The 12,089-nt window shown below is 54.1% G+C and carries 14 protein-coding genes and 1 pseudogene; 8 read left to right on the top strand and 7 right to left on the bottom strand.

Annotated elements, in window-relative coordinates:
- The first annotated feature begins 28 nt into the window (after window positions 1-28).
- From GHN92_RS14690 to GHN92_RS14680, 3 genes are all read left to right on the top strand, one after another.
- The gene (locus tag GHN92_RS14690) at window positions 29-568 is read left to right on the top strand and encodes a DUF3455 domain-containing protein (RefSeq protein WP_095025410.1); all 540 of its coding nucleotides are present in this window, start codon (window positions 29-31) and stop codon (window positions 566-568) included.
- A gap of 77 nt (window positions 569-645) precedes the next feature.
- A complete protein-coding gene (locus GHN92_RS14685) occupies window positions 646-1,212 on the top strand; it encodes a sigma-70 family RNA polymerase sigma factor (protein ID WP_095018709.1) in 567 nt (188 codons plus the stop codon).
- Entirely contained in the window at window positions 1,209-1,931 is a 723-nt protein-coding gene (locus tag GHN92_RS14680) for an anti-sigma factor domain-containing protein (protein WP_153380459.1), read from the top strand. Before GHN92_RS14685 ends, GHN92_RS14680 begins: the two co-directional genes overlap by 4 nt.
- Here the strand turns inward: GHN92_RS14680 and GHN92_RS14675 are convergent.
- The 5 genes from GHN92_RS14675 to GHN92_RS14655 form a co-directional block, all read right to left on the bottom strand.
- Window positions 1,918-2,517 carry a DedA family protein gene (locus tag GHN92_RS14675; RefSeq protein ID WP_153380457.1) on the bottom strand — a complete coding sequence of 200 codons (600 nt, stop codon included), beginning with the start codon at window positions 2,515-2,517 and terminating at the stop codon, window positions 1,918-1,920. The two genes, GHN92_RS14680 and GHN92_RS14675, sit on opposite strands and share 14 nt — an antisense overlap.
- A gap of 46 nt (window positions 2,518-2,563) precedes the next feature.
- Complete coding sequence (locus GHN92_RS14670) at window positions 2,564-3,616, bottom strand: DMT family transporter (RefSeq protein WP_153380455.1); 1,053 nt, start codon at window positions 3,614-3,616, stop codon at window positions 2,564-2,566.
- A gap of 719 nt (window positions 3,617-4,335) precedes the next feature.
- On the bottom strand, window positions 4,336-4,539 hold the full coding sequence (locus GHN92_RS14665; protein ID WP_095025407.1) for a helix-turn-helix domain-containing protein: 204 nt from the start codon (window positions 4,537-4,539) through the stop codon (window positions 4,336-4,338).
- A gap of 277 nt (window positions 4,540-4,816) precedes the next feature.
- Window positions 4,817-5,979 (bottom strand): IS3 family transposase gene (locus GHN92_RS14660; protein ID WP_095019831.1). Its coding sequence is split into 2 segments (ribosomal slippage): window positions 4,817-5,724 and window positions 5,724-5,979, totalling 1,164 coding nucleotides; the frame shifts between segments, so codons are not numbered across the junction.
- A 51-nt stretch (window positions 5,980-6,030) separates the two neighbouring features.
- Window positions 6,031-6,360: a toll/interleukin-1 receptor domain-containing protein gene (locus GHN92_RS14655; RefSeq protein ID WP_153380453.1), complete on the bottom strand. Its 330-nt coding sequence runs from the start codon at window positions 6,358-6,360 to the stop codon at window positions 6,031-6,033.
- Between the two features lie 601 nt (window positions 6,361-6,961).
- Between GHN92_RS14655 and GHN92_RS14650 the strand changes: the two genes are divergently transcribed.
- The 5 genes from GHN92_RS14650 to GHN92_RS14630 are packed head-to-tail and all read left to right on the top strand — an operon-like array spanning window position 6,962 to window position 10,432.
- Complete coding sequence (locus GHN92_RS14650) at window positions 6,962-7,450, top strand: TIR domain-containing protein (RefSeq protein WP_153380451.1); 489 nt, start codon at window positions 6,962-6,964, stop codon at window positions 7,448-7,450.
- 36 nt (window positions 7,451-7,486) lie between these two features.
- Window positions 7,487-8,641 (top strand): toll/interleukin-1 receptor domain-containing protein, encoded by a 1,155-nt coding sequence (locus tag GHN92_RS14645; protein WP_153380449.1) that lies wholly within the window; start codon window positions 7,487-7,489, stop codon window positions 8,639-8,641.
- Window positions 8,638-9,234 carry a hypothetical protein gene (locus GHN92_RS14640; RefSeq protein WP_095025404.1) on the top strand — a complete coding sequence of 199 codons (597 nt, stop codon included), beginning with the start codon at window positions 8,638-8,640 and terminating at the stop codon, window positions 9,232-9,234. Before GHN92_RS14645 ends, GHN92_RS14640 begins: the two co-directional genes overlap by 4 nt.
- A gap of 11 nt (window positions 9,235-9,245) precedes the next feature.
- Entirely contained in the window at window positions 9,246-10,004 is a 759-nt protein-coding gene (locus GHN92_RS14635; protein ID WP_095025403.1) for a hypothetical protein, read from the top strand.
- Between the two features lie 11 nt (window positions 10,005-10,015).
- The gene (locus tag GHN92_RS14630) at window positions 10,016-10,432 is read left to right on the top strand and encodes a hypothetical protein (protein WP_095025402.1); all 417 of its coding nucleotides are present in this window, start codon (window positions 10,016-10,018) and stop codon (window positions 10,430-10,432) included.
- Between the two features lie 397 nt (window positions 10,433-10,829).
- Here the strand turns inward: GHN92_RS14630 and GHN92_RS14625 are convergent, their stop codons facing one another.
- Both GHN92_RS14625 and GHN92_RS24180 read right to left on the bottom strand, forming a co-directional pair.
- Window positions 10,830-11,246, bottom strand: a complete 417-nt coding sequence (locus GHN92_RS14625) for a TIR domain-containing protein (protein ID WP_176465205.1) — start codon at window positions 11,244-11,246, stop codon at window positions 10,830-10,832.
- Between the two features lie 606 nt (window positions 11,247-11,852).
- Window positions 11,853-12,011: pseudogene (locus GHN92_RS24180) on the bottom strand (DUF6691 family protein); the annotation flags it as partial.
- Between the last annotated feature and the right edge of the window lie 78 nt (window positions 12,012-12,089).

Below are 12,089 nucleotides of genomic sequence, written 5' to 3'. Positions count from 1 at the left end.
TGCTGTTATCCCATCAGGAGATCGGAACATGAACGCAAAACCTTTGATCAGCCATGCCAGCCTGACACTTGCCGCCATGCTGCTGGTGGCAGCCCAAGGCGCCTGGGCACAGTCGAATTTGCCCGAAAACATTAGAGTTCCCGACGGCCACAAGATGGCAATGACAACAGTTGGTGTAGGCGAAATCACATATGAGTGCAAAGAAAAAGCCAGCACTCCAGGCGAAATGGAGTGGTTTTTTGTAGGCCCAAAAGCTCAGCTCAATGACACAACTGGTAAACAAGTTGGTAGCTACTTTGGCCCGCCCGCGACCTGGCAAGCCCTGGACGGTTCCAGAGTCACCGGCACCCAGCTCGCAGTGGCCCCTGCCGGGGCTGGCAACCTGCCCTATCAACTGGTCAAGGCCAATCCTGCCGAGGGCAAAGGTGCCATGAACGGTGTGAGTTACATCCAGCGTGTGGCACTCAAGGGCGGTGCGGCACCTGCCAGCGCCTGCACAGCCGCCAACAAGGGCCAGCGACAAGTAGTGCCATACCAGGCCGATTACATTTTCTGGGCCAGCCGCTAATGCGTTACATCGTCTACGCTGCTTCGATGGAGACCGGGCAATGACCGGAGATGTCCCATCTGCAACGGCGGAACACAGTGACACTACCTGAGCCACTATTTGACTATGAAGCCTGCCTGCTGGCCTGCGCCCGCGGCGAGCAGCAGGCGCTGGTGGCCCTGTATGCCCAGGAAAGCGCGCGCTTGCTGGGGGTAGCCAAACGCATTGCCCGCGACAGCGCACTGGCTGAGGACATCGTGCATGACGCTTTTATCAAAATCTGGATGCGCGCCGCCAGCTTCGATCCCGGGCGCGGTTCTGCACGAGGCTGGATTTTCAGCCTGACCCGGCATCTGGCCCTGAACTGCAGGCGCGACACTCGCCTGGAAATTCAAGTCAGCGAAAGCAGCGAACTGGCCTTGCAACCTCTGGCCACTCTCGACGGGCGCCACCAGACGCAGGACCCACTGCAATGGCCGGATGGCTGCGAGCGCATATACGGCTGCCTTGAGCAACTCGACCCGGCCCGACGCTCCTGCATTGTGCATGCCTATGTTGACGGCTATACCCATGCAGAAATTGCAAACAAACTGGACACCCCTCTGGGCACCGTAAAAGCCTGGATCAAACGCAGCCTGAGCGCCTTGCGCGAGTGCATGGGATGACTTTTACACCTGACAATAGCGACCCGGACGATCTCGATGCCTTGGCGGGCGAATACGTGCTGGGCACGCTCAATGGGCAACAACGGCGTGCGCTTGATCAACGCCTGCCCCATGAGCCTGATCTTCAGGCCGCAGTCGATCGCTGGGAATCCCGACTGTTGCCCCTCAACGACCTTGCCCCGGCGCAACAGCCTTCAGAGCGGCTGTGGCCGAGAATCGAGCGCAGCCTGAACGCCCTGAATGTCCCAGCCTCGCCAACACAGGCCAGTACTGGTTGGTGGAACCTTCTGCCATTGTGGCGCGGCCTGACGGCCGCAGGCCTGGCCGCAACGCTGGCACTGGGCGTGACATTGTGGTCCGTGACCCCTGCCATCTCGCCGCCCGCCTATGTGGTGGTTTTGGTGGCACCACAAAGTCAGGCACCCGGCTGGGTCATCCAGGCCAACGATCGTGAACATATCCAGTTGATCCCCCTTGGCGTCGCGCAAGTGCCCGGCGACAAGGCCCTGGAGTTCTGGACCAAGGCCGACGACTGGGCCGGGCCGGTGTCCCTGGGGCTGGTCAAGCCGGGACAAGTGCTGTCACTGCCACTGGATCGCCTGCCGCCGCTGTCGCCCAATCAACTTTTCGAGCTGACTCTGGAAGGCCCCAACGGTTCGACAACAGGCAAGCCGACAGGGCCGATCCAGTTTATCGGCCGGGCTGTCAAAGTGATTTGACCGCTTTGGTTTTCGCCCTGGTTTTCGCCCTGTAGTGACGGGCAACGGCCACCACCACCACCATCAATGCGACCACGCCCAGGGCAATCGGCAAGCGATAGGGCTTAAGGTCGCCCAGTACGCCTTCGAGAAACTCCCCGGCCCAATAGCCGCCACTGGCAAACAGCGTTGCCCACACGGCCGCGCCCAAGGCATTGATGCAGAGAAACTTCAATGGCGAGACCTTGCTGGCACCGATCACCATGGGCCCGATCAGGCGCATGCCATACAAAAACCGCACCGAAAAAATGGACACCGTCGGATACTGGCCAATCAACTGCGTCACGCGATCAATAGCGGCCTGCTGTTTGTGCAGGCGGGGCAACAGGCGAGCACCGAAATAACGCCCGAGCCAGAACAACAACTGATCACCCAGCATCCCCGCCAGGCTGGCATAACCAATCACCGGCAACAGCTTGAGGACATGCTGGTGTGCCGCCATCCCCCCGAGGATCAGAATGGTTTCACCTTCGAGCAAACAGCCGATAAAAATGGCCAGGTAACCATACGTTGCCAGCAGGTAATTGAAGTCAATATGTTCAAACATGCGCGATCCATAGCTCCATTGAAATCAGGGTTTAAAACGCAATGGCTCAGTGCCGGTGGCGATGATGGATATCCGGGAAATGCGGATGGTTATGGCTGATGACCGAATGCTGATGTGCATGACTGTGAGCCTTGCCCGCAGGAATATCTGCGGCATGCTCATGTTCATGCTGGTGATGTTCATCGTGGGTATGGCGATGGGAGTGCTCCAGCGGCTGATGTAAATGCTCATGCTCATGGCGCTCGGTCAGATGCAGCCAGACCCCGACAATCATGCAGCCAGCAGCCAGCCAGAACAGCAGCGATACCGACTCGCCCAGCAGCACAATGGCAATTGCCGCCCCCAGAAAAGGTGCCGTTGAAAAGTACGCCCCGGTGCGCGCCGCCCCCAGGCCGCGTAATGCCAGGACAAACAGCACCAAACTGACACCGTAGCCCAGGAAACCGATCAGCAGGGTCGGGCTCAGTACCCCAAACGACGGAACCTTCGCCCCCAAAGCCAATGCAATCGCACAGTTCACCAACCCCGCGAAAAGGCCCTTGGCGCCCGCGATATACAGCGCATCAGAAGCAGATACCTTGCGCGTCAGATTGTTATCGACCGCCCAACAGAAACAGGCAAACCCCACCGCCAATGGCCCAAGCCAGGAAAGCGACACCGCCGCAGATGCCCCGGATGGCCAGGACAACACAACGCCGCCGGCAATGATTGCCAGCATCCCCAGCACGATTCGCCGGTCTGCGTTTTCCTTGAACACCACCCAGGCCAGCAGTGCCGTAAGCACTGGTTCAAGATTCAACATCAACGAAGCCGTCGCCCCGCTGGTGAGGGTCAAAGCGAACATCAACGCCACGGGGCCCAGGATCCCGCCAAATACAATTGCGCCGAGCAGCCAGGGCCATTCACCGGCACCCAGACCCGAGGGCTTCCAGCCCCGATCGCGGACACAGCGCACCAACAGCAAACCCAGGCCACTGCCCAGATACAACAGCCCGGCCAGCATCACCGGCGATACCTCGGTACCCAGCAGCTTGGCCAATGGCGTACTAGCCCCGAACAGCGCTGCCGCTGCCAATGCGTAAATCACACTCGTATTCATCACGCCCACTCATGTCCCAGCTGTGCAAGCAGCCTAGCCTACTCGGGAATACGCGCCGCAGCAGCGCTGCAAATACCCTCAACACAGCAGGGACACCCCCGGCGTGGTGCATATATCTATGATTTTTCGACGGTTTTACCCAGGCACGGAGAAAAAAAATGTACCACAATGGACACTATCGACCTTGCCTCATGAGCGCAGGCTCTATATATTCGTCCACCTGTTGCGCAGGCTCTGAGTACTTTTTTGTTAAAGCACCTTCCTTCGTGACCCGCTTTATAGCGCTACCGCCCGAATGGCGAAATTGGTAGACGCATGGGACTTAAAATCCCCCGGGGGTCAACCCCTATCATCCCTCCGCGTTACAAAAATCAAAAAAAACCTCAATTAAATCAGCCTGTTGAAGCGATTTCCTCTCTGTAAAATACTTTCCAAGTCCATACAGCTCAGCGCTTGGTAGCTATTAGGGAGCCGCAGCGCTCAAAAGTCCAATCTCCAGCAAGCTACGCACCGCCCACATAAGCTCCCGCCAGCCACAGAAGCTCCTGATTGATCGCCAGTCTCTATTGGCAAGCGGCAAGCAAGCAGCTCCCAAGCGGCTTCCAAGTGGATCTTTGGTGATGAGGTAGGAGAGGTGATCGCGCAAAAGAAAAGGCGCACCGCCTCAACCAAAGACGGTGCGCCTTATTTTCTACCGCGAATAAAACACCAGGCTGGTGTTAGGCGGCGCTCATGCTTATTTCGGAAAATCGCTGTACATCAGCTTTTTTGTAAAAGATCTTCCGGCTGACGTGCATAAATGGTGGCAGCATGTCTTTGTACTTGCCGGTGTACCGCCAAAAGCGAAGGGTCTCAGGAGAAAGGCCGAGAATTGCGGCAGCTTCTTTAGCCGGGACGTAATCGCTATTTTGTGGCAAGCGCATAAAAATACCCTTTAAAGTCAATAGGTTTCACCTTTCGCACGTCCTGGGGCTGTCTGGTGTCAATACATGCTCATTGTTTTTTGCGGAGAGGTCAACGACCGCCCGTCTCATTTATTTAGGTTATCTATTGACAGATCGTCAATTTAAGAAGTGAGCACAGGAAGGCTATACTATTAAGGCTCGACTTAAGCTTGAGGCGGGGGGGATTTTTTAGGGGGTGACAACAAATGGCCTTTTAAAAGCTGGAATTGCTAGGACGGTTGACATTGTGTAGTGGTCAACTCATCCCGGACACGGTTTTGAGTTTTTCTTCCGTTTTCGCTGGGGCCAATCCATCGTTAAATTGATGAGGTCGGATCCAGTTGTAGTGATGCATCAGGTACTGGCTAATATCTCTCTGAGCCTGGTGGCCGGTCATGTAGCCAGTGGTTGGTATCCACTCTGTTTTCAAGCTGCGAAAAACCCGCTCCATCGGCGCATTATCCCAGCAGTTTCCTCGGCGGCTCATACTCTGACGCATGCGATAACGCCACAGCCGCTGGCGAAAGTTGCGGCTGCCATATTGGGATCCCTGGTCTGAGTGAAATAGCAGGCCTTGCGGCTTGCCACGCTGCTCGTAAGCCACATCCAACGCCTTGATCACCAAGTCTGCATCCGGCTTTTCTGATAACGCCCAGCCCACCACTCGGCGAGCGTAAAGATCCATGACAACCGCAAGGTAGTGCCATTTCCCCTGTGCCCAGATGTAGGTGATGTCGCCGCACCAGACCTGGTTGGGCGCTTCGACATCAAATTCTCGGTTCAATATATTTGGGATATCCGGCCGCTCGACTGTCGCCTTTTTATAGGCGTGTGATCCTGGCTGCTTGCTGACCAACTCCAGCTCACGCATCAGCCTGCGTACCTTAAACCGTCCAATTTGCTCACCTTCTTCTTGCATCATCAACGTGATGCTTCGACTGCCGGGAGCACTTCGGCCCTGGGTGAACAACTCGCTCACTCGGCTACGCAGCCTGAGCCGCTCAACATCTGGTGTTCGCCGCCTTAGACGATGCGCGTAGTACCCCGAACGAGCGACCTCAAACGCCTCGCACAAGCAGTCAACAGGCTCATGGACGCTTAGCTGATTGATCAGCGCGTACGCTCGAGATCTTCCGACATCAAGAGCGCGGTAGCCTTTTTTAATATTGATTTCTCGCGCTCGAGGCGAGCAATCCGAGCTTCCAACTCCTGGATTTTTTGCTGCTCTGGTGTCAGGGCCTTGCTCTGGGGCGTGACGCCGGTGCGCTCTTGCTGAAGCTGGTCGACCCAGCGGCGCAGCGCCGACTCACCAACACTCAGTGAACGACTGGCTTCGATGAAGCTGTAGTTTTGCTTGAGCACGAGGTCGGCAGCCTCGCGTTTGAATTCAGCGGAAAAGGTACGGCGTTGTTTGGTCATCTGACACCTCGATCTGGCGAGCATTCTCGCCTAAAAGGGTGTCCGGTTTCATTAGACCACTACACTATGTGTCCAATCACACGCGCGTAAAATGACTGGCACAACCCGGCAATCCTTACGAGCATGACGAGCGAGCGCGCGCTGCATCTCTACCGAATAGCAATAGTGAGAACTCAGGAAGCTGGCACTCACCAGCAGCAATACGATATCCGCAGCATCAATTTGCGCATCGATAGCGTTGTCCACCATCTCTCCGGCGACCAAGCGCCGGTCATGCCACGAATCAACTAGCCCCTCGTGCTTCAAGGAGGCGAGGTGCTTTTCCAGTTGATTGCGCAGTGCCTCATCATCATGGCTGTATGAAAAAAAAACTTTTGCCATTAAAAAGCTCCATATGAAGTAGTCATTCCGACGTTATCACGAGTCGAGCCGACGTCGGTAGCGCTCCGGCTTAGCAATTGAACTCGACGAATCGGTCAGCCCCCACCCCATTCTCTGGAAGCTCGTCGGAGTGGTGTTTCAGTAGGATGTCTGTGTAGCGCTCAATAGAACCGAAGAGCTCGCGATGGAGTATGAATGGTAGCTTGCGAAGGTCATCCTGATCGACGTACTCGGTAGCGAATCGCTCCGGAGGGTTGATGTCGATTTCAAACGTGCCGCATTGCTAGTTCAGGCCAATCGCGTATTGAAGCACCAACTAAAGCCTGGGCCCATAGGAGTAGCTTCGCCGGGATTGACCTGGTGATCGTGGCCCATTTCCTCGCGAACATAGTGGCTCCCGGATCGCATCAGTACCAATTCTGTTGGGTAACCGGCGTAACATGAACTCCACACGCTCGTCCGCCAACTCCCTGTTCAAGCACTTAATCTACACAACCTTTTGCAAAGATGCTGTAGCGCCGCATAAGTAGTGGCCTTATGATATCGACGCCCTCGCAGCACAGGCCACTCGGTGCTGCATTACCTGCGCGGAGACGGAATCATGCGCCATTGCTTCTACAGCTTTCACTACCAAGCCGATAACTGGCGAGCTGCGAAAATTCGCTCGATTGGAGCGATTCATGGCTCGCGCGAAGCCTACGACAACGGCTGGGAAGCTGTGAAAAATGGAAGCGAACAGGCAATCAAAAATTGGATTGCTGCCGAAATGAACGGCTGCTCTTGCGCGATTGTGCTCATCGGCGAGCAGACCGCGGGCCGCAAATGGATTGACTACGAAATCGAGCAAGCCTGGAACAAAGGCATGGGGCTGGTCGGGATCTACATTCACGGCGTAACTGATCGCAACAACCAGACCTCCAGAGCCGGCATTAACCCGTTCGCCAATTTTAATGTGCGTGGTGTCGCGCTTTCCAACATCGTGCGCGCTTACAATCCAGCGGGTTATGAGAGTGCGACGCGGTACGCCAACATCTCCCAGAATCTTGGCGGGTGGGTAGAGGAAGCGATAGCGATCAGAAAGCGCCACTAATCACCCTCCCCTCACCGTTCTGTCAATGAGAACACCATGCACGAAGCTTCTTACTATTTGGCTATTTTCGGTTCGCCTCCCGACGGCTTCGTTGACGAATTCTACGAAGCCTTGAAGGCAAAGCTTGCGGTACTGTCACTCAACCTCGGCGTTGAGGTCGATTGGTATACAGGCATGCCTGACGAATACCGCGTCGCTAATGGAAAATGCACCGCAGCTTTGTGCTTTCCTCTTCCTGATGGCCAGGACAGCCACATCACGAAATTGATGAAGGATGGCGTCCCTGTCATCCCTGTCGCGTCGAAACTTGGGCATCTAGCTGGGGAATTTCCACCGTCAGTATCGATCCTCAACGGACTAGGCCTGGACTCCTCAGACATCCAGACCATTGTCAATTGCTTGCTGGAATGCGCTTCACTGTTACCTCGGCAACGACGCGTTTTCCTGAGCTACAGGCGAACGGAATCTACCACCGCAGCGTTGCAGCTCTATGCGGCGCTTTCAGAACGGTTGTTCGACGTTTTCCTCGACACCCATGAGATCTTGCCAGGAGAGCACTTTCAGGAGGTGCTTTGGCAAAAACTATGTGACAGCGATGTCATGATCTACCTGGACACCCCTAGCTATTTTGATAGCCGATGGACTACTGCAGAATTCGCTCGCGCTGTATTTCGGGGGATCCCTATCCTCAGAGCCGGTTGGCCAGATGTGGGCTTGGATGACCGTGGCCAGTTCACTCGGGATTTACGCCTGGGCAAAGACGATTTCTCGGCTGAAGGCGTGTCACTCACCAATGAATGCCTGGCCCGAATCTGCCGATCTGCTGAGGATTTGCGCGCGGAAGGCGTCGCAACGCGTTACCACGTACTGATGGATGCCTTCGGCACATCGCTAAAACGTGCGCAGGCGACAATCGAAGGATGTTCACTACGCCGTAGCATCACCGTAAAGCCGAAATTTGGCGATCCCATTTACGTCTATCCTGCCCTCGGGGTTCCTACGACCTATACTTTGCATGACGCCACGCTGGACAATCATCCCGCGCCTGTCGCTGTAGTATATGATGACGCCGGCATTGAAGAGAGAAGGTGGATTTCACATATGGCATGGATCAGTGACTATCTTGAGAATGACGTCCGATTGATTAAGCCCTATGACTCTGGTTGGAAGTTCGTGGACTGGCGCAAATGAAAAAATCAATATTCCTATCCGCCAGCGTGCCAACCTACGGCAGAGAATTTTTTGATTCCTGCCATCCCTACCAAATACAAATAGCGGTGAGGTCACTCTTGCTCCTCGCGCTGGGACGACAACGCTTAGTCTTTGGCGGTCACCCTTCAATCACACCAATGGTATATGCCGCGGGCAAGAGCTTCGGCCTCAACTCTATCGAATGCGCGACCATTTACCAATCTGCATATTTTGAAGACAAATTCCCCCTCGAGAACCAGGTATTTGCTGACATCCGGGTGGTATCCAAAGAAGAAACGCTGAAAGACAGTATTTTATCCATGCGCCGCCGGATGCTGGAAGATAACGAGTTCGAGGTCGGCATATTCATAGGCGGCATGAAGGGCATCATCGACGAATATGAAATATTCAGGGAAAAAGCCCCGGAAGCCAAAGTGATCGTTGTACGAGCTGGCGGCGGAGCTGCGGCCACCCTCCCCGCTACGCAGTCAGACCCAGTCATCCAGGCACTTGAAGAGTCTGGGGACTACTTCTCGCTTTTCAACAGTATTCTAGGAATCGACCCGAATAACGAACGGATTTTCGGAAATTAAGGAAGTTTCAAATGGATCGCGGCTTCAACCTCAGCATCAACACCGGCCCTTACCCCGTCGATTTTTCGAAAGTCTATGCCTACAAAGCTGCCAACCAGAAACGCGTCGACGATCTGGCTCAGCTAATGATCGATGAAGACACATTCGATGCATCGCTCATTCTGGATTCACTCTTTCCAGCTGTGAACGCAGACATCTTCCTGTCTCACTCGTCCAAAGATGCAAACGAAGCGATTCAAATCGCGCTGGAGCTCCAGGAAAAGTGCAACCTGAATGTATTTATCGACTCTTGTATCTGGGGTTCGATTTACGACTTGCTGAGGGCCATCGACAACAGGTACTGCCGTCGTGAAGGGCAAATCACTTACGATTACGATGAGCGCAATCGCACCACGGCCCACGTGCATATGATTCTGACCACCGCGCTGCAGCGCATGATTGATCAGACCGACACGATCATTTTCATGAACACAGACCAATCGATTTCGCTTAAGCACTCAGTGAATGAAGATCAAAAGACCTTGTCTCCATGGATACATATGGAGCTAAATTTCAGCACATTAGTACGACGGCGCTCCCGCTACAAAATGTTGGTCAAACATGAACGTGCGCTCGACGAAGTTGTTTCGAACGAGAATTTTAATGTGGCTCATGACGCTCCCACCAACCACCTAACCCCTATTGCCGAGAGCGATTTCAGAACGTGGATGCTGCAGGCGTCCAGTCTTAAAGGCTCAAAAGCAATCGATCATTTATACCGCAATTTTTAACGGATACATCCATGGATGCAAAGCTCAAACACCTGGAATTTGTTCAAGGTGTAGTCAATCGCCTGTCCACCAACTCGTTCCTACTCAAGGGCTGGTCAATCATCTTGATCTCAGCGCTGTTCGCGCTGTCGGCGAAGGATGCTGATCAAGGCTTCGCGCTTCTGGCCTACATCCCCGGAATCGCATTCTGGGGCCTCGATGGCTACTTCCTGGCGCTCGAGCGTTGCTACCGTAAGCTCTACAACAAAGTCCGAGCGACTGAAAAAGACAAAATCGATTTCATCATGGTCATCGATAAAGACCAAGGGTTCAAAAAGTGGCTCAAGGCCACGTTCTCCAAAACGCTAATCGTCTTCCATGGGGCAGTTTTGGTGGCCATCACTGCAGTGGTAGTGGTTTACCTATTCAAATCTCACGCACCTGCGTAATTGAAATGGCAAGCTCGTGATGTAGAGCGAGCCCTGACTCCCCTAAGACCCAACATCCTATCAACAGATGGCAGCGGGAAGACCAGGCAGCTTCCAGCACTGATGATCCCGAGTCCCATCTAGCCGTATCGTGCAAAACGCGCGCCCTTAGGAATTGCTGGCACTCACCTCGTTCGATCAACTGCGGTAGATGATCGCAATAAAGAAGATTTTGACAATGGCTGCCGAGACGACGCCGACAGGCAGATCTTGTGGGGCAATGCCCGTCCTTATCACGGAGCCATGAAGCTCTTCATTTCAGCTGGCGAAAAAAAGCCCGCGATGGTGGGAGCGGGTTGGATAAATCACTAGGAGCAAAATCACCGTTCACTCCTAGTTGTGAGAAATGTGTCAGCGGTCAAAGGTAGATCTTGCCGATTCCTGGGATCGGGTAGCCTGGCAGACCTCCTCGTAGAACTGCGATCTCCCGGAAAGGATCTCGATGCTGCCTGTGCGGGCCACTCAAGCTGTCCTTGTCGATTGTGGGGTATAGCCCCAGATACTCCTGCCCTTCGAATTTCTGATCTGCCTTATCCAAAACTGGAAGGATAGCGACCTTGCCCGGCTTATGACCATCAAAATAGCCCAGCTCCCACGGCATCCATTTGGAGTTGGATGCGTTGTCAGAAGCGAGATAAAGGAGCGAATCTGACTGGTTCATCCGAGCACGCAGGCGCTCTGCCGTGTGTTTATTCACCTGGCTTCGATCCAGCTCAGGATCATTCATCCAATCCACATAGACTTTTTTCCCCATATCCTCCAGAAGCACCTTCACTCCAAGCACGAGCTCTGAATCGCTCCGGCTTTTCTAGACACTCTCCAAGCTGCATTTCTCAAGTGTAATCCTTTCTAGTGAAGCGTTATGAAGTCAGCACCAGCCGCTAAAAGCTGATAATCGGAAAGAGCAAGTAGAGTGATCAAATAATCCGTGCTTCTCATCCCCCCCCCCCACGAAAGGGCACTTTCACGAAACCCAATTGCCGTTGATCACCCAAAACAGATGCTTAATCTTGCCCTTGACCTTATAAAGGTTTGTTAAGCTTGGTGCCTAGCGTTAGGCGTGTGAACTGTCGCATAGGGTGACCTCGTGGAGCCTGTCATCTATGGCTGAATCGCTCACGCAGCCCAATCCGAAAACAAAAAACCGGCCTACGCCGTTATTTTGGTTCTATTATTCGAACGAAGGCCGAGTCAGGTATTAGAATTTTCAGCATAGCCTTGCTAGTTCAATCACAAAGCTAAACGCCATCAGCGAAAGTTTTAATCACCTCTAGGCCAGCAAGGCTCGCTCAGAGGAAAAGAAGACTAATGGATCGTTCAACCTGGTCAGCAGCTTAGAGAGTCTGACTGTGCTCCCAACACTCGCGTCCACGGTTTCAGCCTAATCAGATCGTGCGCGACGTTCTAATAGGTTGAACAAGTACATTCCGGCCAACATGGCAAGTACAAATATGATGATTTGGCTGTGCCCCGTAAGCAGAATAGCGACGGCTGGCCCAGGGCAGATTCCCGCAATTCCCCAACCTATACCGAACACCAGGTGTAGTGGTCTAATGAAACCGGACACCCATTTAGGCGAGAATGCTCGCCAGATCGAGGTGTCAGATGACCAAACAAC

Origin of the sequence: Pseudomonas sp. FSL R10-2964 (assembly GCF_009600035.1) — a bacterium.
GTDB lineage: Bacteria > Pseudomonadota > Gammaproteobacteria > Pseudomonadales > Pseudomonadaceae > Aquipseudomonas > Aquipseudomonas bubulae.
The sequence above is the reverse complement of the archived record's forward strand: the minus strand, read 5'-3'. Positions and strand labels throughout refer to the sequence as shown.

Excerpts from the sequence above, each read along its gene's own strand:
- GHN92_RS14645 (WP_153380449.1), top strand. The coding sequence starts at position 7,487 with ATGCACGAAGCTTCTTACTATTTGGCTATTTTCGGTTCGCCTCCCGAC.
- GHN92_RS14670 (WP_153380455.1), bottom strand. The coding sequence starts at position 3,616 with ATGAATACGAGTGTGATTTACGCATTGGCAGCGGCAGCGCTGTTCGGG.
- GHN92_RS14665 (WP_095025407.1), bottom strand. The coding sequence starts at position 4,539 with ATGCGCTTGCCACAAAATAGCGATTACGTCCCGGCTAAAGAAGCTGCC.
- GHN92_RS14655 (WP_153380453.1), bottom strand. The coding sequence starts at position 6,360 with ATGGCAAAAGTTTTTTTTTCATACAGCCATGATGATGAGGCACTGCGC.
- GHN92_RS14635 (WP_095025403.1), top strand. The coding sequence starts at position 9,246 with ATGGATCGCGGCTTCAACCTCAGCATCAACACCGGCCCTTACCCCGTC.
- GHN92_RS14630 (WP_095025402.1), top strand. The coding sequence starts at position 10,016 with ATGGATGCAAAGCTCAAACACCTGGAATTTGTTCAAGGTGTAGTCAAT.
- GHN92_RS14640 (WP_095025404.1), top strand. The coding sequence starts at position 8,638 with ATGAAAAAATCAATATTCCTATCCGCCAGCGTGCCAACCTACGGCAGA.
- GHN92_RS14650 (WP_153380451.1), top strand. The coding sequence starts at position 6,962 with ATGCGCCATTGCTTCTACAGCTTTCACTACCAAGCCGATAACTGGCGA.
- GHN92_RS14675 (WP_153380457.1), bottom strand. The coding sequence starts at position 2,517 with ATGTTTGAACATATTGACTTCAATTACCTGCTGGCAACGTATGGTTAC.
- GHN92_RS14680 (WP_153380459.1), top strand. The coding sequence starts at position 1,209 with ATGACTTTTACACCTGACAATAGCGACCCGGACGATCTCGATGCCTTG.
- GHN92_RS14690 (WP_095025410.1), top strand. The coding sequence starts at position 29 with ATGAACGCAAAACCTTTGATCAGCCATGCCAGCCTGACACTTGCCGCC.